33 protein-coding genes and 1 tRNA gene are annotated in these 25,115 nt (G+C 66.0%); 29 read left to right on the plus strand and 5 right to left on the minus strand.

The features are described from left to right. The first annotated feature begins 9 nt into the window (after positions 1-9). Complete coding sequence (gene recG, locus ACQY8B_RS25690; protein ID WP_422084518.1) at positions 10-2,139, plus strand: ATP-dependent DNA helicase RecG; 2,130 nt, start codon at positions 10-12, stop codon at positions 2,137-2,139. Positions 2,140-2,145: 6 nt separating this feature from the next. Here the strand turns inward: recG and ACQY8B_RS25695 are convergent, their stop codons facing one another. From ACQY8B_RS25695 to ACQY8B_RS25705, 3 genes are all read right to left on the minus strand, one after another. Further along, the gene (locus ACQY8B_RS25695) at positions 2,146-2,778 is read right to left on the minus strand and encodes a LysE family translocator (protein WP_422084519.1); all 633 of its coding nucleotides are present in this window, start codon (positions 2,776-2,778) and stop codon (positions 2,146-2,148) included. 85 nt (positions 2,779-2,863) lie between these two features. Next, a complete protein-coding gene (locus tag ACQY8B_RS25700) occupies positions 2,864-3,568 on the minus strand; it encodes a GntR family transcriptional regulator (protein ID WP_422084520.1) in 705 nt (234 codons plus the stop codon). Beyond that, entirely contained in the window at positions 3,565-3,762 is a 198-nt protein-coding gene (locus tag ACQY8B_RS25705; RefSeq protein ID WP_422084521.1) for a hypothetical protein, read from the minus strand. Before ACQY8B_RS25705 ends, ACQY8B_RS25700 begins: the two co-directional genes overlap by 4 nt. A 78-nt stretch (positions 3,763-3,840) precedes the next feature. Between ACQY8B_RS25705 and ACQY8B_RS25710 the strand changes: the two genes are divergently transcribed. From ACQY8B_RS25710 to ACQY8B_RS25755, 10 genes are all read left to right on the plus strand, one after another. After that, positions 3,841-4,578: a DUF969 domain-containing protein gene (locus ACQY8B_RS25710; protein ID WP_422084522.1), complete on the plus strand. Its 738-nt coding sequence runs from the start codon at positions 3,841-3,843 to the stop codon at positions 4,576-4,578. 2 nt (positions 4,579-4,580) lie between these two features. Beyond that, positions 4,581-5,537 carry a DUF979 domain-containing protein gene (locus tag ACQY8B_RS25715; RefSeq protein ID WP_422084523.1) on the plus strand — a complete coding sequence of 319 codons (957 nt, stop codon included), beginning with the start codon at positions 4,581-4,583 and terminating at the stop codon, positions 5,535-5,537. 9 nt (positions 5,538-5,546) lie between these two features. Then, positions 5,547-6,227, plus strand: a complete 681-nt coding sequence (pcp, locus tag ACQY8B_RS25720) for a pyroglutamyl-peptidase I (RefSeq protein ID WP_422084524.1) — start codon at positions 5,547-5,549, stop codon at positions 6,225-6,227. Positions 6,228-6,277: 50 nt separating this feature from the next. After that, positions 6,278-7,051: a LamB/YcsF family protein gene (locus tag ACQY8B_RS25725; RefSeq protein WP_422084525.1), complete on the plus strand. Its 774-nt coding sequence runs from the start codon at positions 6,278-6,280 to the stop codon at positions 7,049-7,051. Between the two features lie 2 nt (positions 7,052-7,053). Then, on the plus strand, positions 7,054-8,640 hold the full coding sequence (locus ACQY8B_RS25730; RefSeq protein ID WP_422089111.1) for a 5-oxoprolinase/urea amidolyase family protein: 1,587 nt from the start codon (positions 7,054-7,056) through the stop codon (positions 8,638-8,640). 14 nt (positions 8,641-8,654) lie between these two features. Beyond that, entirely contained in the window at positions 8,655-10,388 is a 1,734-nt protein-coding gene (locus ACQY8B_RS25735; protein WP_422084526.1) for an acetyl/propionyl/methylcrotonyl-CoA carboxylase subunit alpha, read from the plus strand. A 310-nt stretch (positions 10,389-10,698) separates the two neighbouring features. Next, positions 10,699-11,664 (plus strand): LysR substrate-binding domain-containing protein, encoded by a 966-nt coding sequence (locus ACQY8B_RS25740; protein WP_422084527.1) that lies wholly within the window; start codon positions 10,699-10,701, stop codon positions 11,662-11,664. Between the two features lie 142 nt (positions 11,665-11,806). After that, positions 11,807-12,382, plus strand: coding sequence for a Dps family protein (locus tag ACQY8B_RS25745; RefSeq protein ID WP_422084528.1), 576 nt, complete (start codon positions 11,807-11,809; stop codon positions 12,380-12,382). A 74-nt stretch (positions 12,383-12,456) separates the two neighbouring features. After that, entirely contained in the window at positions 12,457-13,317 is an 861-nt protein-coding gene (ubiA, locus tag ACQY8B_RS25750) for a 4-hydroxybenzoate octaprenyltransferase (protein WP_422084529.1), read from the plus strand. A 5-nt stretch (positions 13,318-13,322) separates the two neighbouring features. Further along, positions 13,323-13,805, plus strand: coding sequence for a MaoC/PaaZ C-terminal domain-containing protein (locus ACQY8B_RS25755; protein WP_422084530.1), 483 nt, complete (start codon positions 13,323-13,325; stop codon positions 13,803-13,805). A gap of 2 nt (positions 13,806-13,807) precedes the next feature. Here ACQY8B_RS25755 and proC read toward each other — a convergent pair whose 3' ends face one another. Both proC and ACQY8B_RS25765 read right to left on the minus strand, forming a co-directional pair. After that, the gene (proC, locus tag ACQY8B_RS25760) at positions 13,808-14,665 is read right to left on the minus strand and encodes a pyrroline-5-carboxylate reductase (RefSeq protein WP_422084531.1); all 858 of its coding nucleotides are present in this window, start codon (positions 14,663-14,665) and stop codon (positions 13,808-13,810) included. Between the two features lie 11 nt (positions 14,666-14,676). Continuing rightward, entirely contained in the window at positions 14,677-15,825 is a 1,149-nt protein-coding gene (locus ACQY8B_RS25765) for an esterase-like activity of phytase family protein (protein ID WP_422084532.1), read from the minus strand. 227 nt (positions 15,826-16,052) lie between these two features. Here ACQY8B_RS25765 and rplN point away from each other — a divergent pair, with 227 nt between their 5' ends. The 18 genes from rplN to ACQY8B_RS25855 all read left to right on the plus strand — a co-directional run bounded on the left by rplN (position 16,053) and on the right by ACQY8B_RS25855 (position 24,970). After that, the gene (gene rplN, locus ACQY8B_RS25770; protein WP_009124801.1) at positions 16,053-16,421 is read left to right on the plus strand and encodes a 50S ribosomal protein L14; all 369 of its coding nucleotides are present in this window, start codon (positions 16,053-16,055) and stop codon (positions 16,419-16,421) included. Between the two features lie 13 nt (positions 16,422-16,434). Continuing rightward, on the plus strand, positions 16,435-16,767 hold the full coding sequence (gene rplX / locus ACQY8B_RS25775) for a 50S ribosomal protein L24 (protein ID WP_422084533.1): 333 nt from the start codon (positions 16,435-16,437) through the stop codon (positions 16,765-16,767). An 11-nt stretch (positions 16,768-16,778) separates the two neighbouring features. Further along, complete coding sequence (rplE, locus tag ACQY8B_RS25780; RefSeq protein ID WP_013544114.1) at positions 16,779-17,318, plus strand: 50S ribosomal protein L5; 540 nt, start codon at positions 16,779-16,781, stop codon at positions 17,316-17,318. A gap of 8 nt (positions 17,319-17,326) precedes the next feature. Further along, positions 17,327-17,632 carry a 30S ribosomal protein S14 gene (gene rpsN / locus ACQY8B_RS25785; RefSeq protein ID WP_237676609.1) on the plus strand — a complete coding sequence of 102 codons (306 nt, stop codon included), beginning with the start codon at positions 17,327-17,329 and terminating at the stop codon, positions 17,630-17,632. Positions 17,633-17,652: 20 nt separating this feature from the next. Next, complete coding sequence (rpsH, locus tag ACQY8B_RS25790) at positions 17,653-18,048, plus strand: 30S ribosomal protein S8 (protein ID WP_081267428.1); 396 nt, start codon at positions 17,653-17,655, stop codon at positions 18,046-18,048. Between the two features lie 24 nt (positions 18,049-18,072). Further along, positions 18,073-18,606 (plus strand): 50S ribosomal protein L6, encoded by a 534-nt coding sequence (rplF, locus tag ACQY8B_RS25795; RefSeq protein ID WP_422084534.1) that lies wholly within the window; start codon positions 18,073-18,075, stop codon positions 18,604-18,606. Between the two features lie 14 nt (positions 18,607-18,620). Next, complete coding sequence (rplR, locus tag ACQY8B_RS25800; protein WP_081267539.1) at positions 18,621-18,986, plus strand: 50S ribosomal protein L18; 366 nt, start codon at positions 18,621-18,623, stop codon at positions 18,984-18,986. A gap of 18 nt (positions 18,987-19,004) precedes the next feature. Continuing rightward, positions 19,005-19,523: a 30S ribosomal protein S5 gene (rpsE, locus tag ACQY8B_RS25805; protein WP_081267430.1), complete on the plus strand. Its 519-nt coding sequence runs from the start codon at positions 19,005-19,007 to the stop codon at positions 19,521-19,523. A 24-nt stretch (positions 19,524-19,547) separates the two neighbouring features. Then, positions 19,548-19,730 carry a 50S ribosomal protein L30 gene (rpmD, locus tag ACQY8B_RS25810; protein ID WP_019653974.1) on the plus strand — a complete coding sequence of 61 codons (183 nt, stop codon included), beginning with the start codon at positions 19,548-19,550 and terminating at the stop codon, positions 19,728-19,730. 11 nt (positions 19,731-19,741) lie between these two features. Further along, complete coding sequence (rplO, locus tag ACQY8B_RS25815; RefSeq protein ID WP_009124820.1) at positions 19,742-20,173, plus strand: 50S ribosomal protein L15; 432 nt, start codon at positions 19,742-19,744, stop codon at positions 20,171-20,173. A gap of 27 nt (positions 20,174-20,200) precedes the next feature. Beyond that, positions 20,201-21,514 carry a preprotein translocase subunit SecY gene (gene secY / locus ACQY8B_RS25820; RefSeq protein WP_009124822.1) on the plus strand — a complete coding sequence of 438 codons (1,314 nt, stop codon included), beginning with the start codon at positions 20,201-20,203 and terminating at the stop codon, positions 21,512-21,514. Between the two features lie 64 nt (positions 21,515-21,578). Continuing rightward, entirely contained in the window at positions 21,579-21,692 is a 114-nt protein-coding gene (rpmJ, locus tag ACQY8B_RS25825; protein ID WP_013544106.1) for a 50S ribosomal protein L36, read from the plus strand. Between the two features lie 23 nt (positions 21,693-21,715). Continuing rightward, the gene (gene rpsM / locus ACQY8B_RS25830) at positions 21,716-22,081 is read left to right on the plus strand and encodes a 30S ribosomal protein S13 (RefSeq protein WP_013544105.1); all 366 of its coding nucleotides are present in this window, start codon (positions 21,716-21,718) and stop codon (positions 22,079-22,081) included. A 12-nt stretch (positions 22,082-22,093) separates the two neighbouring features. Then, complete coding sequence (gene rpsK, locus ACQY8B_RS25835; RefSeq protein ID WP_009124825.1) at positions 22,094-22,498, plus strand: 30S ribosomal protein S11; 405 nt, start codon at positions 22,094-22,096, stop codon at positions 22,496-22,498. Positions 22,499-22,629: 131 nt separating this feature from the next. Then, complete coding sequence (gene rpsD, locus ACQY8B_RS25840) at positions 22,630-23,253, plus strand: 30S ribosomal protein S4 (protein ID WP_009124826.1); 624 nt, start codon at positions 22,630-22,632, stop codon at positions 23,251-23,253. 142 nt (positions 23,254-23,395) lie between these two features. Continuing rightward, on the plus strand, positions 23,396-24,385 hold the full coding sequence (locus ACQY8B_RS25845) for a DNA-directed RNA polymerase subunit alpha (protein WP_009124827.1): 990 nt from the start codon (positions 23,396-23,398) through the stop codon (positions 24,383-24,385). Positions 24,386-24,476: 91 nt separating this feature from the next. Beyond that, a complete protein-coding gene (gene rplQ, locus ACQY8B_RS25850; protein WP_422084535.1) occupies positions 24,477-24,875 on the plus strand; it encodes a 50S ribosomal protein L17 in 399 nt (132 codons plus the stop codon). An 18-nt stretch (positions 24,876-24,893) separates the two neighbouring features. After that, positions 24,894-24,970: transfer RNA gene (locus tag ACQY8B_RS25855), tRNA-Met, on the plus strand. Positions 24,971-25,115: the final 145 nt, after the last annotated feature.

Consider the following 25,115-nt stretch of genomic DNA (forward strand, 5'->3'; position numbering starts at 1 on the left):
GCTTCGCCCGTGCCGCCCAGGAAACAAGCTCCCCCGCCCACGGCCGACGCAGCCACCGCCGCTGCGCCGCCGCAGCCGCCCGGCGCCGGCCTGAGCCAGGTGCAGCGCGCGCTGCGCAAGCTCGGCCTGGTGCGCGACATCGACTTCGCGCTCTACCTGCCGATGCGCTACGAGGACGAGACCCGCATCGTGCGCCTGGGCGACACGCGCGACGGCGACATGGCGCAGGTCGAGGGCGTGGTCACGGAATGCGAGGTGGTGTACCGCCCGCGCCGGCAGCTCATCGCCACCATCGACGACGGCAGCGACACCTGCCAGCTGCGCTTCTTCAATTTCTATCCGTCGCAGCAGAAGCAGCTCGCGGTCGGCGCGCGGGTGCGCGTGCGCGGCGAGATGCGCGGCGGCTTCGTGGGGCGGCAGATCATGCATCCCACGGTGAAGGCGGCCGGCACCGCATTGCCCAACGCGCTCACGCCCATCTACTCGACCGTGGCGGGGCTGCCGCAGCCGGTGCTGCGGCGCGAGGTGCGCTCGGGCCTGGCGCGAGCGGTGCTCGACGAAACCATTCCGGTGCAGATCGGCTTTCGCGGCGCCTGGGACCTGCGCGCCTCGCTGAGCTTCCTGCACTACCCGACGCCCGACGTGGCAATGGCCACGCTCGAAGACCACAGCCACCCGGCATGGCAGCGCATCAAGGCCGAGGAACTGCTGGCGCAGCAGCTGTCGCAATTGCAGGCACGGCTGGAACGCGCGGCGCAGCGCGCGCCGGTGCTGCCCGCGCCGGCCGAGCCTGCGCCTGCCTCGCTGCATGCGCAGTTGCTCGCGGTGCTGCCCTTCGGCCTGACCGGCGCGCAGCAGCGGGTGGGCGAAGAGATCACTCGTGACCTGGGCCGCGAGATCCCGATGCACCGCTTGCTGCAGGGCGACGTGGGCTCGGGCAAGACGGTGGTGGCCGCGCTGGCGGCGGCGCGCGCCATCGATGCGGGCTTCCAGTGCGCGCTGATGGCGCCTACCGAAATCCTTGCGGCGCAGCATTTCGGCAAGCTGGTCGGCTGGCTCGATCCCTTGCTGGCCGAACGCGGCCTGCGCGTGGCGTGGCTCACGGGCAGCCAGAAGAAGAAAGAGCGCGATGCGATGTCGGCGGCGGTGGAGAGCGGCGAAGCCGCGCTGGTCATCGGCACGCATGCCGTCATCTCCGAGAAGGTGCGCTTCAAGAACCTCGCGCTGGCCATCATCGACGAGCAGCATCGCTTCGGCGTGGCGCAGCGGCTCGCTCTACGCGGCAAGGCCGTCGGCGAGCAGGAACCGCACCTGCTGATGATGAGCGCCACGCCCATCCCGCGCACGCTGGCGATGAGCTATTACGCCGACCTGGACGTGTCCACGCTCGACGAGCTGCCTCCGGGCCGCACACCCATCGTCACCAAGCTGGTGGCCGACCACCGGCGCGACGAGGTCATCGACCGCATCCATGCGCAGATCGCGCAGGGGCGGCAGGTGTACTGGGTGTGTCCGCTGATCGAGGAGAGCGAGGCGGTCGACCTGCGCAACGCCACCGAAACCCGCGACGAGCTGGCCGGCACGCTGGGCGAGCCGATCCAGGTCGGCCTGCTGCATTCGCGCATGCCCACGGCCGAGAAGCAGGCGGTGATGGCCGCGTTCACCGCCAACGAGATCCAGGTGCTGGTGAGCACCACTGTCATCGAGGTGGGCGTGGACGTGCCCAATGCCTCGCTGATGGTGATCGAGCATGCCGAGCGCTTCGGCCTCTCGCAGCTGCACCAGTTGCGCGGCCGGGTAGGGCGCGGCGCGGCGGCCTCGGCCTGCGTGCTGCTCTATGCGCCCGGCGACAGCGGCCGCGTGGGCGAGGCCGCGCGCGCCCGGCTCAAGGCCATGGCCGAGACCGGCGACGGCTTCGAGATCGCGCGGCGTGACCTGGAGATTCGCGGGCCCGGCGAGTTCCTGGGCGCGCGGCAGTCGGGCGCGCCGCTGCTGCGCTTTGCCGACCTGACGACAGACACGCTGCTGCTCGAGTGGGCGCGCGAGCTGGCGCCCGTCATGCTCCAGAAGCACCCTGACCTTGCGCAGCGCCACATCGACCGCTGGCTCGGCACCAAAGCCGAGTACCTCAAAGCCTGAGAGAACTCAGGTCGTCGGCCGCCGCGTGAAGGCGAGGATCAGGCCGAAGCCGACCATCATGCTGCCGCTGATGCGGTTGAACCAGCGCATCGCGCGGCTGCCGTTGGCCATGCGGCGCATGCGCGCGCCGAGCAGCGCGTAGAGGGCGATCGCGACCACCTCGAACACCAGGAAGGTCGCGCCCAGCAGCAGGTAGCTGCTGGCATAGGCGCCTGGCGCCACGAACTGCGGAAAGAAGGCGGTGAACACCAGGATGGCCTTCGGGTTGCCGGCCGCCACGGTGAATTCCTGCCGTGCCAGCGCGCGCATGGACGGCGGCGCGGATGCGTCGCGCGAACCCACGTCGGCCGTTGGCGCCGGGGCGCGCAGCAGCCGGATGCCGATCCACACGAGGTACGCCGCGCCGATGTACTTGATGACGTGGAAGGCCAGCTCCGACGCCACCAGCACCGCGCCCATGCCCAGGCCCGCGATGGCGATCATGATCGCGAAGGCCACGAGCCGCCCGCTGGCCGCGATCACCGCCGGCGACACGCCGTGCTTCGCGCCGTTGGTCACGGACAGCAGGTTGTTGGGCCCGAACGCCATGTTGATGGCGAAGCAGGCGGGCAGGAACAGCAGGTAGGCAGACAGTGTCATGGCGCGTATCCGTCGGCGTTGCGTGGCGGGGCTGCCATTATTTCAGCTCATCGAGGACGCCGGTACCGCTCTTCTCAGGCCCTGCCTAGCTGTCGATGCCGCCCTCGGGCATCTGCCGCGCATAGACCGCGAGCACGATGCGCTCGGAGTGGATCAGGTAGTCGTTCAGCGCCGCCGAGCCCTCGGCGAACTTGCCGGCCTCGATGAGTTCGAGCAGCTTGGTGTTCATGTCCACGTAGGGCGCGTGCAGGAACTCCGGGTCCTTGAGCAGGCCGAAGGCCAGCCGCAGCTCGACCAGGATGTGCGCGAACAGCACGTTCAGCCGTTCGCTGTCGGCCAGCTCCACGATGCCCTTGTGGAACTCCATGTTGGCCGTGCCCACGCCCAGCCAGTCGCCGGCCTCGCGGCACTTCAGCGCCAGTTCGACCGCCTCGCGCATGTGCTTCTTGGCGGGGTGGCGCGGGTAGGCCTGCGCCAGCGCCTGGCACTCGATGAGGCGGCGCACGCGGTAGATGTCGATGATCGACGCGATGCTCGGCACCGCCACGAACACGCCGCGGTTGGGCGCATGCTTGAGCAGGCCCTCCTTGGTCAGCGTGCGGAACACCTCGCGCAGGGTGTTGCGCGAAATCTCGAAGCTGTCGGCCAGCGTGGCCTCCGACAGCCGCTGGCCGGGCGAGAACTCGCCCTTCACGATCTTCTGGCGGATGAGCTCCGCCACCCGGTCGTTGAGCGTCTGCGTGCCCGCGGCCGGCGAGGCGGGCGTTGTGGTGGAAACCTGTCGATTCATGCCGGGAGGTAGGTGGAGGGGGCGTCGGTGCCGCGCGTTTGTAGCAGATTTCCGCCGGCCGCCAGCGCACCAGATCGCAACGCGATCAGGGTTTCCATGGGGTCATCCAGGCACCTTTGTTGGGCACACTCGAATTGATTGTTCAACAATCCAAAGAAAATGAGTGATTCAGGTGGCTTGAATTGCTCATTCATTGGCATGGCACTTGCATAGATCGACGTGCCGGCGGCACATGCGCCAGGCGGCTGTGAACTCCAACACGAAAGACCAACATGACTCCTGACATCCCTCTCTGGCCGCTGATTGGCGTGGCCGTCATCATTGCGGGGTTCATCCTGCGCTTCAATCCGATGCTGGTGGTGATCGTCACGGCCATCGTCACGGCCGCCGCCGCGGGCTTCGGCCCCATGGCCATCCTCACGGCCATCGGCACCGGCTTCATCAAGACCCGCAACCTGCCGCTGATCATTCTTCTGCCGCTGGCGGTGATCGGGCTGCTGGAGCGCCACGGCCTGCGCCAGCATGCGCAGAACTGGATCGGGCGCATCAAGTCGGCCACCGCCGGGCGCCTGCTGATCGTCTACCTCGCCGCGCGCGAACTCACGGCCGCCATCGGGCTGACCAGCCTGGGCGGCCATCCGCAGATGGTTCGCCCGCTGCTCGCGCCCATGGCCGAAGGCGCTACCGAAACCCGCTACGGCAAGCTGCCCGAGCGCCTGCGCCACAAGCTGCGCGCCTATGCCGCGGCCACCGACAACGTGGGCCTGTTCTTCGGCGAAGACATCTTCGTGGCCTTCGGCGCCATCGTGCTGATGACCACCTTCCTGCATGAAGCGGGCATCGACGTCGAGCCGCTGCATGTGGCGATGTGGGGCATTCCCACCGCGATCGCCGCGTTCGTCATCCATTCGTGGCGCCTGCGCCGCCTCGACCAGGCCATCGCCCGCGAGATGGAAGGCACCCCGAGCCCTGACGCCCCGGCCGTTCCCGCCACGCAAGAGGTCCGCTGATCATGATTCTCTCGATCCAGCACCTCTACATCCTGGTCGGCCTGATCCTCGCGATCACCGCCATCATGACGCTGACCGACCGCCAGCACCCCAAGCGCTACACCAGCGGCCTGTTCTGGGCGCTCTATTCGCTGGTGTTCCTGGTCGGCGACAAGCTGCCGCCCGCATGGGTGGGCGTGGGCGCCATCGCGATGGCCGTCATTGCCGGCATGCGCGGCGTCGGCGCGGGCAAGCACCGCGAGCCCTCGCCCGAGCAGTACCAGGCCAGCGCCATGCGCCTGGGCAACAAGCTCTTCATGCCGGCGCTGGCGATTCCGCTGGTCACCGTGATCGGCACCGTGCTGATGAGCAAGGTCAAGATCGGCGACGCCTTCCTGCTCGACCCCAAGAACACCACGCTGGTGAGCCTGGGCGTGGGCTGCGTGGTGGCGCTGGCGCTGGCCTGCTGGCTGACGCGCGAGACGCCGGTGCAGGGCATGCGCGAGTCGCGCCGCCTGACCGACGCGCTGGGCTGGGCCGTGGTGCTGCCGCAGATGCTGGGCATGCTGGGCCTGGTGTTCTCCGACGCCGGCGTGGGCAAGGCCGTGGCGTACATCACCACCAGCTACATCAACATGGACATCCGCTTCGTCGCTGTGGTGGTGTACGTGCTGGGCATGGCGCTGTTCACCATCATCATGGGCAACGGCTTCGCGGCCTTCCCGGTGATGACCGGCGGCGTCGGCGTGCCGGTGCTGGTGGGCGTGTACCACGGCGACCCGGCGGTGATGGCGGCCATCGGCATGTTCTCGGGCTACTGCGGGACACTGATGACGCCGATGGCGGCCAACTTCAACATCGTGCCGGCAGCGCTGCTGGAACTGCCGGACAAGAACGCGGTCATCAAGGTGCAGGTGCCCACTGCCGCCGCGCTGCTGGTGGTCAACATCTTCCTGCTGTACTTCCTGATGTTCCGCTGAGGCTCTGCAATGAAGAAGACGACCGGTACCGCCGCGCCCCGCGTGCTGCTCGCGGGCTTCGAGCCCTTCGAGAACGACCCCGTCAACCCCGCGTGGGAAATCGCGCGGTCCCTCGACGGCTGGACCTGCGAAGGCGCCGCGGTGCAGGCGGTGCAACTGCCCTGCGTGTTCGGCCGTGCCATCGACCGGCTCGACGAGGCGCTGGCGGCCGGCGCGCCACCCGTGCTGGTGCTGTGCATCGGCGCGGCGGGCGGGCGCACCGAGATCTCCCTGGAGCGCGCCGCGCTGAACGTCGACGACGCGCGCATCCCCGACAACGCCGGCTACCAGCCCATCGACATCCCGGTGGTCGAGGGCGGCCCGGCGGCCTACTTCAGCACGTTGCCGATCAAGGCCATGGTGCGCGACATGCGCGCGGCCGGCCTGCCGGCGGCCGTGTCCAACAGCGCGGGCACCTTTGTCTGCAACCACATCTTCTATGCGCTGATGCACCGCATCGCGACGCAGCCCGTGCTCGCGCACACGCGCGGCGGCTTCGTCCACGTGCCTTACCTGCCCGAGCAGGCGGCTTCCAAACCCGGCTTCGCCAGCTTGGCACTCGCGACGCAGGTCGAGGCTTTCCGCGTGGCGATCCGCACCGCGCTGACCGTGCGCGACGACGTGCGCGAGACCGGCGGCCGCCTGCACTGACCCGATGACCCCTGTGGCGCGTGCCTGCCGCGCGCCGGAAAAGACGAACGATGAACATCGACTTGAACAGTGACCTCGGCGAGAGCCTGGGCGTCTGGCGCATGGGCGACGACGCCGCCATGCTGGATATCGTGAGCAGCGCCAACGTGGCCTGCGGCTTTCACGCAGGCGACCCCGCCGGCATCCTGCGCACGCTGCGCCAGGCCGCGCAGCGCGGCGTCGTGGTCGGCGCCCATGTGGCCTACCGCGACCTGGTGGGGTTCGGGCGCCGCAACATGGACGTGGAAAGCGCCGACCTGCACGCCGACGTGATCTACCAGGTCGGCGCCCTCAAGGGCCTGGCCGCCGCCGCCGGCACCACCGTGCGCTACGTGAAGCCGCATGGCGCGCTCTACAACACCATCGCCCACGACGAGCGCCAGGCGCGCGACGTGATCGCCGCCATCCGCGAGATCGACCCCGGCCTGTGCCTGGTGGCGCTGGCCGGCTCGCCGCTTTTGGGCTGGGCCGAGGCCCAGGGCCTGCGCGCCGTGGCCGAGGCCTTTGCCGACCGCGCCTACACGCCGCAGGGCACGCTGGTGTCGCGCCGCGAACCCGGTGCCGTGCTGCACGACGCGCAGGACGTGGCCGAGCGCATGCTGCGGCTCGCCGAGGAGGGCGTGGTGATGGCCATCGACGGCAGCACCGTGCGCATCCGTGCCGAATCGGTCTGCGTGCATGGCGACAGCCCTGGCGCGGTCGGCATGGCGCGGCAGGTGCGCGAGCGGCTGGCGCAGGCCGGCGTGACCATCGCTTCGTTCGTGGGCACGGGCACCGGCGCATGACCATGCGCTGCCTGTCGGTCAACCTGAATGCCGTGCTGGTCGAGCTCGACGACCTGCCGCAGACGCTCGCGCTGCTGGCCTCGCTGCGCGCCGAGCCCATCGACGGCATCGAGGAACTGGTGCCCGCCGCGCGCACGCTGCTGATCACCTTCCGGCCCGCCGCGCTGACGGCAACCGGGCTTGCGCGCCAGCTGCGGCTGCGCAACCTCGACGCCCGCGAGACGCGCGCGGAAAAGCGCATCGAGATTCCCGTGCGCTACGACGGCGAGGACCTGGCCGAAGTGGCCGGCCTGCTCGGCGTTTCGCCCGAAGAGGTGGTGCGCCGCCACACCGGCAGCGACTACACCGTGGCCTTCACCGGCTTCGCGCCGGGCTTCGCCTATCTGTCGGGCGGCCATCCGAGCCTGGACGTGCCGCGCCGCAAGGTGCCGCGCACCCGCATCCCGGCCGGTGCAGTGGGCCTTGCCGGCAGTTTCAGCGGCGTGTACCCGCAGGCCAGCCCCGGTGGCTGGCAGATCATCGGCGTGACCGGCACGCCGATGTGGGACCTGTCGCGCGCAACGCCGGCGCTGCTGCAACCCGGCGACACCGTGCGCTTCGTGGACGTCACCGCCTCGCCGGCGACCTTGCCCGTGCCACCGAGCGAAGCGCCTTCCGCATTCGCGGCGGCCGCGCCCGGCGACTGCGCGCTCGAGATCCGCGCCGCCGGCGTTCAGGCGCTGCTGCAGGACAGGGGCCGCCCCGGGCAGGCGCGCCAGGGCGTGTCGGTCTCCGGCGCGATGGACCAGCGCGCGCTGCAGGCGGCCAACCGGCTCGTCGGCAATGCCTCCGACACCGCCTGCATCGAAGTCGCCTACGGCGGCTTCCAGCTCGTCTGCCGCGGCGAGGCGGCGGTGGCCGTCACCGGTGCCGATGGCCCCCTCACGCTGACCCGTGCCGACGGCGCCAAATGGCCGCTGCCGCGCTACCAGCCCTTCGCGCTGGCCGACGGCGACACGCTCTCGCTGGGCGAGCCCGTCGCCGGCATCCGCAGTTATGTGGCGGTGCGCGGCGGCTTCGCGGTCGCGCCGGTGCTGGGCAGTTGCTCGAGCGACACGCTGGCCCGCATCGGCCCGCCCGCGCTGGCTGCCGGTGACGTGCTGCCGGTGCATTCCGTGCGCATCGGCGCCGTCGTCGGCGCGCCCGAGACGCCGCCTGCGGACCTGCCCACCATGCAGGAAGAAGTCGTGCTGGACATCGTGCCCGGCCCGCGCGCCGACTGGTTCACGCCCGAGGCCATCGCGCAGCTGTGCGGCCAGCCGTGGCAGGTCACGCCGCAGTCCAACCGCGTCGGGTTGCGCCTGGCCGGCGAGCAGCCGCTGGTACGCGCCAACCTGTCCGAGCTGCCCAGCGAGGGCACCGCGCGCGGCTCCATCCAGGTGCCGCCCAGCGGCCAGCCGGTGCTGTTCCTGGCCGACCATCCGCTGACCGGCGGCTATCCCGTGATTGCCTCGGTCGCCACCCATCACCTGGACCGCGCGGGGCAGATTCCCGTGAACGCCCGCGTCCGTTTCCAACCCGTGGCCGGACTCGGCCCGGTCGAACACTGATCGAGAGTCTTCCGATGAAAAAAGTCCTGATCGCCAACCGAGGCGAAATCGCCGTGCGCATCGCGCGCGCCTGCGCCGACTACGGCGTGCAATCGGTGGCCGTGTACGCCGATGCCGACATCGACGCGCTGCATGTGCGCATGGCCGACGAGGCCTACGGCCTGGAGGGCGACCGCCCCGCCGATACCTACCTGCACATCGCCAAGCTGCTGGCCGTGGCGGCACGCAGCGGCGCCGACGCGGTGCATCCCGGCTACGGCTTCCTGTCAGAGAGTGCCGCGTTTGCGCAGGCCGTCATCGACGCGGGGCTGACCTGGATCGGCCCGTCGCCCGCCGCCATCGCGCGCTTGGGCGACAAGGTGCAGGCGCGCAAGCTCGCCATGAAGGTCGGCGCGCCGCTGGTCGCGGGCACCGCCGACCCGGTACAGAGCGCAGCCGAGGTGCTGGCCTTTGCCGAGAAGCACGGCCTGCCGGTGGCCATCAAGGCCGCGTTCGGCGGTGGCGGGCGCGGCATCAAGGTCGCGTGGCGCATGGACGAGGTCGAGGGCCTGTACGAATCGGCCGTGCGCGAGGCCGTCACCGCCTTCGGCCGCGGCGAGTGCTATGTCGAGCAGTTCCTCGACCGCCCGCGCCACGTCGAGGCGCAGGTGCTGGGCGACACGCACGGCAACGTCGTGGTGCTGGGCACGCGCGACTGCTCGCTGCAGCGGCGCAACCAGAAGCTGGTGGAAGAAGCGCCCGCGCCCTTCCTGAGCGACGCGCAGCGCGAGCGCATCCACCAGTCGGCGCGCGACATCTGCGCCGAGGCCGGCTATACCGGCGCCGGCACGGTCGAGTTCATGCTCAGCGCGAGCGGCGCGATCTCGTTCCTGGAAGTCAACACGCGGCTGCAGGTCGAGCATCCGGTGACGGAAGAAACCGCCGGCATCGACCTCGTGGTCGAGCAGTTGCGCATTGCCGACGGCCTGCCGCTGTCGGTCACCGAAACGCCGGCGCCGCGCGGCCATGCCTTCGAGTTCCGCATCAACGCTGAAGACGTCGGCCGCGGCTTCCTGCCGACGCCTGGCCCGGTGAAGGTGTTCGACGTGCCCTCGGGCCCGGGCGTGCGCATCGACACCGGCGTAGTGGCCGGCTCGAGCGTGCCGGGCACCTTCGACTCGCTGATGGCCAAGCTGATCGTCACCGGCGCCACGCGCGAGCAGGCCGTCGCGCGGGCGCGCCGCGCGCTTGCCGAATTCCGCATCGAAGGCGTGGCCTCGGTGTTGCCGTTCCATCGTGCCGCGATGGCGCATCCGGACTTCGTGTCCGGCGATGCCTTCAAGGTCCACACGCGCTGGATCGAGACCGACTTCGCCAACGGCGAGACCGCCGCCGCGCGGCCCGAGCCGAGGCCCGACACCGTGCTGGTGCGCACCGCGATCGAGGTCGACGGCCGGCGCCTGTCCCTGGGCCTGCCGCCCGAGCTGCTGCGGGGGCTGTCGTCCGCCAATGCGGGGGGCGCCACAGCCGCACCGGCCGAGGCCGTGGCGGTGCAGGACCCGGCGGCCGTGGCGGCGCCGGTGTCGGGCACCCTGCAGGGCTGGAAGGTCGCCGACGGGGACGAGGTTGCGCAGGGCGCCGTGATCGCCGTCATGGAGGCGATGAAGATGGAAATGCAGGTGCTCGCGCACCGCGCGGGGCGCATCGCATTCGGCGTGGCTGCGGGCGGCTACGTGGCGGTGGGATCGGCGATCGCGACCATCGGCTGATGGGCCCGTGATGCCCATGACAGGCTGCCGCTTCTCTCTTATTTATTCTTCTTATTTAAGTTAGTAGTAGTAGATAAGGGTAAACCCCATCTGTGGACAGCAGGTGTTTTCTATTGGCTGACAACGACTTGCCGCACCCGCGTCACTGTGTACACCTCTGTTTCGGGCGCGCCGTGGAAAAAGAACAACTCGAGGGCGGGCGATGCCGCTGTGGACAAGTGGGGCCTTGTGCTGAAACTGTCCCCAGAGTTGTCCGCCAAGGCCCCAGGCCCGCCGGGTCACGGGCGCTTGCGCATAATTGACGCAAGCTATGACTCTCACCGAACTCAAATACATCGTCGCAGTAGCCCGCGAACGGCACTTCGGCAAGGCGGCCGAGGCCTGCTACGTCTCCCAGCCGACCCTCTCGGTCGCCATCAAGAAACTGGAGGACGAACTCGAGGTCAAGCTCTTCGAGCGCAGCGCCGGCGAGGTGACCGTCACCCCGCTCGGCGAGCAGATCGTGCAGCAGGCGCAAAGCGTGCTCGACCAGGCCGCCAGCATCAAGGAAATCGCCAAGCGCGGCAAAGACCCGCTGGCCGGCCCGCTGAACCTGGGCGTGATCTACACCATCGGGCCGTACCTGCTGCCCGACCTGGTCCGCCAGGTGATCCAGCGCACGCCGCAGATGCCGCTGGTGCTGCAGGAGAACTTCACCGTCAAGCTGCTCGAGATGCTGCGCGCAGGCGAGATCGACTGCGCCATCATGGCCGAGCCTTTTCCCGATACCGGCCTGGCGATGGCGCCGCTGTACGACGAGCCTTTCATGGCGGCCCTGCCCGCGAAGCACAAGTTTGCCGACCGCGAGTCGATCACCTCCGAGGAACTGCAGAGCGAGACCATGCTGCTGCTGGGCACCGGCCACTGCTTTCGCGACCACGTGCTCGAGGTCTGCCCCGAGTTCGCGCGCTTCTCCAGCAATGCCGAAGGCATCCGAAAGAGCTTCGAGGGCTCGTCGCTGGAAACCATCAAGCACATGGTGGCTTCCGGCATGGGCGTGACGCTGGTGCCGCGGCTGTCGGTGCCGGCCGATGCGCTCAAGCCGAGGGTCAAGGGCCGCAAGGAAGCCGAGCAGATGGTGCGCTACCTGCCGGTTCGCGACGCGCACGACCGCGACCCGCCCACCCGCCGCGTGGTGCTCGCATGGCGGCGCACCTTCACGCGCTACGAGGCCATCGCGGCGCTGCGCAACGCGATCTATGCGTGCGAACTGCCAGGCGTCAAGCGGCTGTCCTGAAGGCGGCCAATTCGGGGAATCGGCCTACGCGAGGGCCGTTTTGAATCGTTGATCGCTGAGATAGAGTGACGCTGTTGCGAAGCCGCACGCCGGCTTCCAGAATCGAAGCGTTCCACCCAAACCTGAAGAAAGAGTTCTCGCCATGGCCAAAGCCCCGAAGAAATCGTCGCCTGCTTCCTCCGCCGGCAAGGTGCCCAAGAAGGGCGGCACGGTGGTCGCGCAGGAGTCGGGCAGCCGCAATGCGCCGATCATCAACATCGGCATCGAGCGCCAGGACCGCGCAGCCATCGCCGAAGGCCTGAGCCGCGTGCTGGCCGACACCTACACGCTGTACCTCACCACGCACAACTTCCACTGGAACGTGACCGGCCCGCACTTCAACTCGCTGCATGCGATGTTCATGGGCCAGTACACCGAGCTGTGGGGCGCCACCGACGTGCTGGCCGAGCGCATTCGCGCGCTGGGCCACTACGCACCGGGCTCCTACGCCGAGTTCAGCAAGATCGCCACCGTGCCCGACGTGCCCCAGACCCCGCCCAAGGCGATGGAGATGGTGCGCATCCTGGTGAAGGGCCACGAGACCGTCTCGCGCATCGCGCGCGAATTCATCCCCGTGGCAGAGGAAGCCGGCGACGACCCGACGGCCGACATGCTGACCGCGCGCTGCACGGTGCACGACCAGACCGCCTGGATGCTGCGTTCGCTGCTCGAAGACTGAGCGCGCGCTTTCCTCGCACCCACACAAGAGCGGCACAATGGCCGCTCTTTTTTTGCCCGCCTTCTTTCCTTCGCATGCTCGCCCGTCGTTTCGCGCTGTACCTCGACCTGATCCGCTGGAACCGCCCCGCAGGCTGGCTGCTGCTGCTGTGGCCCACGCTGGGCGCGCTCTGGTTCGCGGCCGACGGCTGGCCGGGCTGGCACCTGGTCGTGGTGTTCACGCTCGGCACCTTCCTCATGCGCAGCGCGGGCTGCTGCGTCAACGACGTGGCCGACCGCGACTTCGACCGCCACGTCAAGCGCACGGCGCAGCGGCCCGTGACCAGCGGCGCGATGTCGGTCAAGGAGGCGCTGGGGCTCGGCGCGGTGCTGGCGCTGATGTCATTCGCTCTTGTGCTCACCACCAACCGCACGACGGTGCTGTGGTCGTTCGCGGCGCTGGCCATCACGCTGATCTACCCCTTCGCCAAGCGCTTCGTGTCGATCCCGCAGGCAGTGCTGGGCATTGCCTTCAGCTTCGGCATTCCGATGGCCTTTGCGGCGGTGCAGTCGCACGTGCCCGTGTTCGCCGCCTGGCTGCTGGCGGGCAACCTGTTCTGGGTGCTTGCCTACGACACCGAATACGCCATGGTCGACCGCGACGACGACCTCAAGATCGGCATGAAGACCTCTGCCATCACCTTCGGCCGCTTCGACGTGGCGGCGGTGATGGCGAGCTACGCGATCTTTCTCGCGGTGTGGATCTGGGCCGGCGCGAGCCGGTCGCTGGGCGTGCTGTTCTACTGCGGCATCGCCGTGGCCGCGGCGCAGGCGCTGTGGCACTGGCGGCTCATTCATGACCGCACGCGCGACGGCTGCTTCAAGGCCTTCCGGCTGAACCACTGGCTGGGCTTCACGGTGTTCGCCGGCATCGTGGCCGGCTACGCGCTGCGCTGAACACGATGTCCGACGCAATGCTGGAGCAGCTGAAACAGAAGATCGGCCAGGAGGGCTTCTCCGAATGGCACTGCATCACGCAGGAGATGGTCGACCGCTACTCGGAACTGTCGGGCGACGGCGAGGGTGAGTGGATCCACCTCGACCCCGAGCGCGCGGCGCGCGAGGCGGACTACGGCGGCACCATCGTGCAGGGCTTCTTCCAGGTGTCGCACCTGATCCGCCTGACCGGCGAGGCCATGCGCACGCTGCTGCCCTTCGACTCGAATCACGCGCTCAACTACGGCTTCGACCGCCTGCGCTTCGTGCGGCCGATGCCGGTGGGCGCGCGCTTCCGGGCGCGGGTGCGCATCGCGGAAGCGACGCCCAGGCCCGGCGACAGTTTCTTGCTGAAGGAGGAAGTCCGGCTCGAACTGGAAGACGGCACCGTCACGCTGGCGGCCGAGTGGCTCTTCCTGCTCGGGCCGCGTGCGTTGCCCGCGGCCTGAGATCAGTCCCGGCCGAATTCCTCGCCTAGTTCCGCGGCGCGCTTCTGTGCCGCGCGGATCGCGGTCTTGAACTGCGTCTTCACGTCGGCAGCCTGCAGCGAGGTGATGGCCGCGTAGGTCGTGCCGCCCTTGGAAGTCACGCGCTCGCGCAGCACCGACGGCGGCTCGGTCGCGCTGTGCGCCAGCGCCGACGCGCCGGTGAAGGTGCCGATGGCCAGGCGCTGGGCCTGGTCGGGCGTCAGGCCCATCTCGACGCCGGCCTCGGTCATGGCCTCGATGAAATAGAACACATAGGCCGGGCCCGAGCCCGACATGGCGGTCACGGCGTCGAGCGCGGGTTCGGCCTCGACCCAGATCAGCTCGCCGGTGGGCGCCAGCAGCTGGCCGACCAGCGAGCGGTCGGCGCCGGTGACGCCGGCGCGCGCGAACAGGCCGGTCATGCCCTTGCCGACCAGCGCGGGCGTGTTGGGCATGGCGCGCACCACGCGCTCGGTGCCCAGCCAGCGGGCGATGCTGTCCGACGGAATGCCCGCGGCAACGCTGAGCTGCAGCGCGCCGCTGGCGAATTCACGCACCGGGCGGGCGGCTTCGGCAAATGTCTGGGGCTTGACCGCCCACACCACCACCTCGCAGCGCGACAGCCCTTCCCCGGCCTCGGCTTTCGCGACGATGCCGTAAGACTGGGCCAGCTTCGCGCGGGCCTCCTCGAAGGGCTCGACCACCTCGAACGAATCGGCCGCGGAGCCTTGCTGGATCAAGCCGCCGATGATGGCGCTCGCCATGTTGCCGCCGCCGATGAAGGCGACGGGCGGCAGCGGCGCGGGGGCGGTGCGGGGCAGGAAAGTGACGGCGATGGTCATGGTCGGTCGGGTTATTCGAAGGCGAAGGCAGCGAACTGGGTGATCTGCAGCGGATTGAAATTGTCGTCGCTCACGACCACCAGCATGCGCTTGCCGTCGGGCAGCGGCGGCCCCCAGCACATGCCTTCGGTGTTGTCGAGCCGCGACAGGCCCAAGGCGGCGAAGTCCGCCACCAGGGTCTTGGAGGCCGGGCGGTGGTTCCCCGGCGCCAGCGTGTCGATGGAGAGCACCTCGCCGGCGGTGCGGGTGTCGATCTCGTAGAGGCGAAGCGAGTTGCCCGCGCCGGTGGCATAGGCGCGCTCCAGCACCAGCATGCGGTGGGCGTCGATCATCAGGATCTCGCTGACGCCGTTGTCGGCATAGGTGCCGGGCACCAGCGGGCGCAGCGGAATGGCGTCGGGCACGTAGGCGATCTGGCGCACGGCGCGGCCGCTCTCCAGGTCGACCTGGGTGAAGCGGCAGGGGCCGCCGGGCGCGCCGGTGGTGGGCTCGGGGCCGTCCTGGATCAGCGCGTTCTCCATGCCCAGCCAGGCGAAGCGGCCGTCCGGCGTGAGGGTGACGCCCTCGAACGTCAGGTTGTCGCGCGGGCCGCGGCGCTTTGCCGGGTCGGGCTGGAACATCGGCGGCATGGCGAATTCGCGCAGGAAGCGCCCGTCGCGGGCCGATTCGTAGAGCGCGGGGCCGAAACCCCGGGCGATGTCGCCTTCGCTGGTCCACAGGATGGTGCCGGTCGAGGGGCGCAGGCGCAGGGCTTCGGGGTCGGGCACCGGGAGGCCGTCGATGGCCTGGCGCCGGCCGGGCCAGGGGCCGCCGCCGGGGCGTTGCAGCTTCACCACGCCGGTGGGTTCGGGCGGCGCGGCCTGCGGCAGGGGCCAACGTGCGGTGTAGTAGCGCACCGGATCGAAGTCTGACCGGTCATCGCTGATGAGCAGGTACTCACCTCGCACCGGGTCGTAGTCGATACCCGAGAGGCCGCCCACCGTGGTGCCTTCAATATGAAGGCGGTGCGCCCAGCGCGCCTCGGCCACCAGTCGCAGCCGGCCGGGGTCCTGCTGCGGAGCGGCGCTCCTGCAGGCGCCCAGGCCCAGCGCCAGCAGGCCGGCCGCGCCGGCCAGAAAGCTGCGGCGGCTCGGAAGCGGGGCTGAAAAGGGCGATTTCACAGGGGTGCGCACCTTTGTTAGTCTAGTGCCAGTGCTTGGTGGTGTAATAGGGTTGTTGACATCGGCACAAGTGCGTGCAACAATCGCGGGCTTCGCTTCCAAAAGGCGAAGCTTTCAGCCCAAAGCGGAAGTGCCTCGAGTGGTTCGAGGTGCGGACGACGGGCCCAAGACTGACCGCGGTGTTTCCCTCCTGGAGGCACATCGGTACAAGTTGGGAATATCAAGAAATGATCCAAACTGAATCCCGGCTCGAAGTGGCCGACAACACAGGCGCGAAATCCGTCCTGTGTATCAAGGTGCTCGGTGGCTCCAAGCGGCGTTACGCCAGCGTGGGCGACGTCATCAAGGTCAGCATCAAGGAAGCCGCTCCGCGTGGTCGCGTCAAGAAGGGCGAGATCTACAGCGCAGTGGTGGTCCGCACCGCCAAGGGCATCCGTCGCGCCGACGGTTCGCTCGTCAAGTTCGACGGCAATGCCGCCGTGCTGCTCAATGCCAAGCTGGAGCCCATCGGCACCCGCATCTTCGGACCGGTCACGCGCGAACTGCGCACCGAGAAGTTCATGAAGATCGTGTCGCTGGCACCCGAAGTTCTGTAAGGACAACAACGCCATGAACAAGATTCGCAAAGGCGACCAGGTCATCGTGTTGGCCGGCCGTGACAAGGGCAAGCGGGGCACCGTCTCGCTGCGCAAGGACGACTCGCACGTCGTCATCGAAGGCCTGAACCTCGTCAAGAAGCACACCAAGCCGAACCCCCTCAAGGGTATGGCCGGTGGCATCGTCGAGAAGTCCATGCCCATTCACCAATCCAACGTGGCGATCTTCAATGCCGCGACCGGCAAGGCCGACCGCGTGGGCATCAAGATCACCCAGGGTGCTGACGGCAAGCGCGTGGCTGTTCGCGTCTTCAAGTCCAGCGGCGACGAAATCAAGTTCGCCTAAGAGGTACTCACATGGCACGTCTCCAACAACACTATCGCGAAAAGATCGCGAAAGACCTGACGGAAAAGTTCGGCTACAAGTCGCCGATGCAGGTTCCGCGCCTCACCAAGATCACCCTGAACATGGGTGTGGGTGAAGCAGTCGCCGACAAGAAGGTTCTCGACAACGCCGTCGCCGACCTGACCAAGATCGCTGGCCAGAAGCCCGTGGTCACCAAGTCGAAGAAGGCTATCGCCGGTTTCAAGATCCGCGAAAACCAGCCGATCGGCTGCATGGTCACGCTGCGTGGCGTGCAGATGTATGAGTTCCTGGACCGTTTCGTGACCATCGCGCTGCCGCGTGTTCGCGACTTCCGCGGCATCTCCGGCCGTGCGTTCGACGGCCGTGGCAACTACAACATCGGCGTCAAGGAACAGATCATTTTCCCCGAGATCGAGTACGACAAGGTCGATGCCCTGCGCGGTCTGAATATCAGCATCACGACGACGGCCAAGACCGATGAAGAAGCCAAGGCGCTTCTCGCCGGCTTCCGTTTCCCGTTCAAGAACTGAGGTGATCCGTGGCTAAAGCATCTTTGATCCAGCGCGAACTCAAGCGCGACAAGCTGGTTGCCAAGTTCGCTGCGAAGCACGCGGAACTGAAGGCGACTTCCAACGACGTGAAGAAGACCGACGAAGAGCGTGCAGCTGCTCGTCTGGCGCTGCAAAAGCTCCCGCGCAACGCGAACCCCACGCGTCAGCGCAACCGTTGCGAAATCACCGGTCGCCCCCGTGGCACTTTCCGTCAATTCGGTCTGGCCCGCGCCAAGATCCGCGAACTGGCTTTCAACGGCGACATCCCCGGTGTCACCAAGGCCAGCTGGTAAGCCAGGCAGGAGCAAACAACATGAGCATGAGTGATCCCATTGCCGACCTGCTGACGCGTATCCGTAACGCGCAGATGGTGGCGAAGCCCACCGTGTCGGTTCCGTCTTCCAAGGTGAAGATCGCAATCGCACAAGTCCTGAAGGACGAGGGCTATATCGACGGCTTCCAGGTCAAGACCGAAGCCGGCAAGAGCGAACTTGAAATCTCGCTGAAGTACTACGCTGGCCGTCCGGTCATCGAGCGCATCGAGCGCGTGAGCCGCCCCGGCCTGCGTGTCTACAAGGCCAGTGCTTCCATTCCGCAAGTCCAGAACGGCCTCGGCGTTGCGATCGTCACGACCCCCAAGGGCGTGATGACCGACCGCAAGGCTCGCGCCTCCGGTGTCGGCGGTGAAGTTCTGTGCTACGTCGCCTAACCGAGACATCGAGGAGTTACTGAAATGTCCCGAGTAGGAAAAATGCCGATCACCATCCCCGCAGGCGTGGATGTGTCGATCAAGGAAGACCAGATCAGCGTCAAGGGCACGGGCGGTTCGCTCAGCCTGGCCCGCAATGCGCTGGTGAAGATCGTCAGCAATGACGGCAAGCTGAACTTCGAGCCCGCCAACGATTCGCGTGAAGCGAATGCGATGAGCGGCACGATCCGTCAGCTGGTGAACAACATGGTGGTTGGCGTGACCAAGGGCTTCGAGAAGAAGCTCAACCTGGTCGGCGTCGGCTACAAGGCTGCAGCCTCCAACAACAAGTTGAACCTGCAAGTCGGTTACTCGCACCCGGTCAACATCGACATGCCGCAAGGCATCACGGTGGCCACCGCGACCCCGACCGAAATCGTGATCAAGGGTGCTGACCGTCAGCGCGTTGGTCAAATCGCCGCTGAGATCCGCGCTGTTCGTCCGCCCGAGCCTTACAAGGGCAAGGGTATCCGTTATTCGGACGAGAAGATCGTGATCAAAGAGACCAAGAAGAAGTAAGGGGCAGCAAAATGATGTTGACCAAAAAAGCACAGCGTCTTCGCCGCTCGCGCCAGACCCGCATTCGCATCGCGACGCAGGGCGTGGCCCGTCTGACGGTGAACCGCACCAACCTGCACATCTATGCAACCGTCATCTCCGACGACGGCTCCAAGGTGATTGCAACCGCATCGACGGCAGAAGCCGAAGTGCGTACCTCGCTCGGCGGTTCGGGCAAGGGCGGCAATGCCGCCGCAGCCACCGCCGTCGGCAAGCGCATCGCTGAAAAGGCGAAGGCAGCCGGCGTCGAGAAGGTCGCTTTCGACCGCGCAGGTTTCGCTTACCACGGCCGCGTCAAGGCGCTGGCCGAGGCCGCCCGCGAAGCCGGCCTGCAGTTCTAACCGGACACGAGATTCAAAATGGCAAAGATTCAGGCAAGAACGCAGAACGAAGGCCCCGAGGACGGTTTGCGCGAGAAGATGATCGCGATCAACCGCGTCACCAAGGTGGTGAAGGGTGGTCGTATCCTCGGTTTCGCAGCACTCACCGTCGTTGGTGATGGCGATGGCCGCGTCGGCATGGGCAAGGGTAAGTCGAAGGAAGTGCCCGCTGCAGTGCAGAAGGCCATGGAAGAAGCGCGTCGCAACCTGCTGAAGGTTTCGATCAAGAACGGCACGCTGCACCACCAGGTGCAAGGCCACCATGGCGCTTCGACGGTTGTGATGTACCCGGCTCCCAAGGGTACCGGCATCATCGCCGGCGGCCCGATGCGCGCCGTGTTCGAAGTGATGGGTATCACCGACATCGTGGCCAAGAGCCATGGTTCGTCGAACCCCTACAACATGGTTCGCGCCACGCTCGACGGGTTGAAGAACTCGACGACCGCGGGTCAAGTGGCTGCCAAGCGCGGCCTCACCGTCGAAGAAATCTTCGCTTAAGCGCAAGCCGAAAGAAGCATTCAAATGACGCAACAACAAACCCTCAAGGTCCAATTGGTCAAGAGCCCGATCGGTACCAAGGAATCGCATCGCGCGACCGTGCGCGGCCTCGGCCTGCGCAAGCTCAACAGCGTGAGCGAGCTGCAAGACACGCCCGCAGTGCGCGGCATGATCAACAAGATCAGTTATCTGGTCAAAGTTCTGTAAGAGAGACTGATATGGAACTCAATGGCATCAAGCCGGCAGCCGGCGCCAAGCACGCCAAGCGTCGCGTTGGCCGTGGTATCGGTTCTGGCATCGGCAAGACTGCAGGTCGCGGTCACAAGGGCCAGAAGTCGCGCGCAGGTGGCTTCCACAAGGTGGGCTTCGAAGGCGGTCAAATGCCTCTGCAGCGTCGCCTGCCGAAGCGCGGCTTCAAGTCGCATCTGCTGAAGTTCAACGCCGAAGTCACGCTGACTGCCCTCGAGCAGCTCGGCCTGGCCGAAGTGGATGTCCTGGCGCTGAAGCAAGCCGGCCTCGTGGGCCAGCTCGCCAAGGTCGTCAAGGTCGTCAAGACCGGCGAACTGACCAAGGCCGTCAAGCTGACGGGCGTGGGCGCTACCGCTGGTGCCAAGGCTGCGATCGAAGCAGCCGGCGGCAGCATCGCCTGATCACCATCGGACTGAAAGAAGTTCTTCGTGGCAACTAACGCGGCAACGATCGCAAAAACAGGCAAGTTCGGCGACCTCCGTCGTCGGCTCGTCTTTTTGCTGCTCGCGCTCGTGGTCTACCGGATTGGCGCGCACATTCCTGTGCCGGGTATCAACCCGGACCAGCTGGCAGCGTTGTTCCAGGGCCAGCAGGGCGGCATTCTGAGCCTGTTCAACATGTTCTCGGGCGGGGCGCTCTCGCGCTTCACCGTGTTCGCGTTGGGGATCATGCCGTACATCTCGGCGTCGATCATCATGCAGCTGATGACCTACGTGCTTCCGACCTTCGAGCAATTGAAGAAGGAAGGCGAGGCCGGCCGCCGCAAGATCACGCAGTACACGCGCTATGGCGCGCTCGGTCTGGCACTGTTCCAATCGTTCAGCATCGCGGTGGCTCTCGAGTCGTCGGCTGGTCTGGTCATCGCTCCCGGTTTCGGCTTCCGCCTGACCGCCATGGTGAGCCTGACAGCAGGGTCGATGTTCCTGATGTGGCTCGGTGAGCAGATCACCGAACGCGGCCTGGGCAACGGCATCTCGATCCTGATCTTTGCAGGTATCGCGGCCGGCCTGCCGAACGCGATCGGTGGCCTGGCGTCGCTGGTGACGACTGGTGCAATGAATCCGATCATTGCGCTCTTCATCATCGCCGTCGTCGTGCTGGTCACCTACTTCGTGGTGTTCGTCGAACGCGGTCAGCGCAAGATCCTCGTGAACTATGCGCGGCGCCAGGTTGGCAACAAGGTCTATGGCGGCCAGTCGTCGCACCTGCCCTTGAAGCTGAACATGGCTGGCGTGATCCCGCCGATCTTTGCCTCGTCGATCATCCTGCTGCCCGCAACGGTGGTCGGCTGGTTCAGTACCGGTGAAGGCGGCTTCCGCTGGATCAAGGACGTTGCGGGCGCACTGCGTCCGGGCGAACCGATCTACGTGCTGCTGTATGCCGCTGCGATCGTTTTCTTCTGCTTCTTCTACACGGCACTCGTGTTCAACAGCAAGGAAACGGCCGACAACCTGAAGAAGAGTGGTGCATTCATTCCTGGCATTCGCCCGGGTGACCAGACCGCTCGCTATATCGACAAGATTCTGGTTCGCCTGACGCTGGCCGGCGCGGTGTATATCACCTTCGTCTGCCTGCTGCCCGAGTTCCTGATCCTGAAGTACAACGTGCCGTTCTACTTCGGTGGTACCTCCCTGCTGATCATCGTGGTTGTCACGATGGACTTCATGGCCCAGGTGCAAAACTACATGATGTCCCAGCAGTACGAATCGCTGCTGAAGAAGGCGAACTTCAAGACATCGTAGGGCTGTGTTTCAGTATTGAGTCCGGGCGGTAGACCGCCACGTTAAACAGTTTTAGGAGAATGAAATGAGAGTTTCGGCTTCGGTCAAAACCATCTGCCGTAATTGCAAGGTCATCCGCCGTAAAGGTGTGGTGCGTGTGATTTGCACCGACCCGCGCCACAAGCAGCGCCAGGGTTGATTGAAGAGTATTAGAGGACGCACATGGCACGTATTGCTGGCATCAACATCCCGCCGCACAAGCACGCTGAAATCGGCCTGACCGCCATCTTCGGCATCGGTCGCACCCGCGCCCGTCAAATCTGCGAAGCGAGCGGCATCGAGTATTCGAAGAAGATCAAGGATCTGACCGACGCCGATCTCGAAAAGATCCGCGACCAGATCGCTCTGTTCACCATCGAAGGCGATCTGCGTCGCGAGACGACGATGAACATCAAGCGTTTGATGGACATCGGCTGCTATCGCGGCTTCCGTCACCGTCGCGGCCTGCCGATGCGCGGCCAGCGCACGCGCACCAACGCCCGCACCCGCAAGGGTCCGCGCAAGGCTGCGCAGTCCCTGAAGAAATAAGGATAGACCAGCATGGCTAAAGCACCTGCAAACAACGCCGCACAGCGCGTTCGCAAGAAGGTTCGCAAGAACGTTGCGGACGGTATCGCCCACGTGCATGCCTCGTTCAACAACACCATCATCACGATCACCGATCGCCAGGGCAACGCCCTGTCGTGGGCTTCGTCGGGTGGCCAGGGCTTCAAGGGCTCGCGCAAGTCGACCCCGTTCGCTGCGCAGGTCGCTTCCGAAGTTGCCGGCCGTGCTGCTGTCGAACAAGGTATCAAGAACCTCGACGTCGAGATCAAGGGCCCCGGTCCTGGTCGCGAATCGTCGGTGCGCGCACTGGCTGCGCTCGGCATCCGGATCAATTCCATTGCCGACGTGACGCCCGTTCCGCACAACGGCTGCCGTCCCCAGAAGCGTCGTCGCATCTGATCGTCAGTCCGCAAGGCGCAGCCGGCTTTTTCAAGCGGCTGCGCATTTGTTTTTTATCTAAGCCCACCGCCATCCGCGCTTCGCAGATGGCTCCCGCAGGCAACTGCGGCAGATGACACAAAGGAAAAATCGTGGCACGTTACCTCGGCCCCAAGGCCAAACTTTCTCGCCGTGAAGGCACCGACCTGTTCCTGAAGAGCGCCCGCCGCTCCATCCAGGACAAGGCCAAGTTCGACTCCAAGCCCGGCCAGCATGGTCGCACCTCGGGTCAGCGCACTTCCGACTACGGTCTGCAACTGCGTGAAAAGCAGAAGGTCAAGCGCATGTACGGCGTGCTCGAAAAGCAATTCCGCCGCTACTTCGAAGAAGCCGATCGCCGCCGTGGCAACACCGGCGCCAACCTGCTGTTCATCCTCGAATCGCGCCTGGACAACGTCGTCTACCGCATGGGCTTCGGCTCGACCCGCGCCGAAGCGCGCCAGCTCGTGTCGCACAAGGCGATCACGGTGAACGGTCAGTCGGTCAACATCCCGTCGTACCTGGTCAAGACCGGTGACGTGATCGCCGTGCGCGACAAGTCGAAGAAGCAGAACCGCATTGTCGAAGCGCTGCAACTCGCCCAGCAAGTCGGTATTCCGGCTTGGGTCGACGTGAATGCCGACAAGGCCGAAGGCACGTTCAAGAAGGTGCCCGATCGCGACGAATTCGCAGCCGACATCAACGAATCGCTGATCGTCGAACTGTATTCGCGTTGATTTTTTCTACCCGCCGCGGCGCATTCGCGCCGGCGGGAGATTGATATTGTTGTTCACGTTCCTGCTCCGCGCTTCGTCGCGGATCAGGTGCTTCACCAGCCTTACCGGTGTAACGAGCCGGGGGTATTGAGAGGAAGTCTGCATGCAAACCACCCTGCTGAAACCCAAGACCATCCAGGTCGAGCAACTTGCCGCCAACAAGGCCAAGGTAACGCTCGAGCCTTTCGAGCGCGGCTACGGCCACACGCTCGGCAACGCGCTGCGTCGCGTTCTGCTGTCGTCCATGGTCGGCTACTCGGCCACCGAAGTCACGATCGCTGGCGTTCTGCATGAGTACTCGTCGATCGACGGCGTGCAGGAAGATGTCGTCAACATCCTGCTGAATCTCAAGGGCGTGGTGTTCAAGCTCCACAACCGCGACGAAGTCACGCTGAGCCTGCGCAAGGACGGCGAAGGCCCGGTCCTCGCATCGGACATCCAGACCCCGCACGACGTCGAGATCATCAACCCCGACCATGTGATCGCGCACCTGTCGCAAGGCGGCAAGCTCGACATGCAGATCAAGGTCGAAAAGGGTCGCGGCTACGTGCCCGGCACGATGCGCCGCTATGCGGACGAGCCGACCAAGTCGATCGGCCGCATCGTTCTCGACGCGTCGTTCTCGCCCGTCAAGCGCGTGAGCTATACGGTCGAAAGCGCACGTGTCGAACAGCGTACCGACCTGGACAAGCTGCTCGTCGAGATCGAAACCAACGGTGCGATCACCGCAGAAGACGCAGTTCGCGCTTCGGCTAAAATCCTGGTCGAGCAGCTCGCAGTGTTCGCGCAGCTCGAAGGCGGCGAACTGGCTGCATTCGATGCACCGGCACCGCGCAGCGCACAGCAATTCGATCCGATCCTGCTGCGCCCTGTCGACGAGCTCGAACTCACCGTGCGTTCGGCGAACTGCCTGAAGGCCGAGAACATCTACTACATCGGTGATCTGATCCAGCGCACCGAAAACGAGCTGCTCAAGACCCCGAACCTGGGTCGCAAGTCGCTCAACGAAATCAAGGAAGTGCTCGCCTCCCGCGGCCTGACCTTGGGCATGAAACTCGAAAGCTGGCCGCCGGCCGGTCTCGACAAGCGTTGATTTGAATTTTTGAATTTGGCTCCCCAAAGAGCCAGTGCACCGGGCAGTACCTGATACGGCTGCCTGTTTTTATAAAGTAAAGGAAAGCACCATGCGTCACGGACACGGACTCCGCAAACTCAACCGCACCAGCTCGCACCGCCTCGCGATGCTGCAGAACATGATGAACTCGCTCATCGAGCATGAAGTCATCAAGACCACGGTCCCCAAGGCCAAGGAGCTGCGCCGCGTCATCGAACCGATGATCACGCTCGCCAAGAAGCCCACGCTGGCCAACAAGCGCCTGGCTTTCGACCGCCTGCGCGACCGCGACAGCGTCGTGAAGCTCTTCGGCGAACTCGGTCCGCGTTTCGCAGCCCGTCCGGGCGGCTACACGCGCATCCTGAAGATGGGTTTCCGCGTGGGCGACAACGCGCCGATGGCGCTGGTCGAACTCGTCGACCGTGCTGAAATTAAAGAAGACGCAGCTGAGCAAAACGCTGCTGAATAAGCTATAATTTATTCTTGCCGCGCGATGGAGCAGCCTGGTAGCTCGTTGGGCTCATAACCCAAAGGTCGCAAGTTCAAATCTTGCTCGCGCAACCAATTTAAAAGGCCCTTTGAATTTTCAAAGGGCCTTTTTTCTTGGCCGGTAAATGAATTGAAAAAGCCCTCGCAAAGAGGGCTTTTCTGTTTCTGGAATTTACGCGCGCTCGTTACGGTGAAAGTGCGGCGCATGCCCGACGAGGCA

The organism is Variovorax sp. (assembly GCF_965279555.1).
Taxonomy (GTDB): Bacteria; Pseudomonadota; Gammaproteobacteria; order Burkholderiales; family Burkholderiaceae_C; genus Variovorax.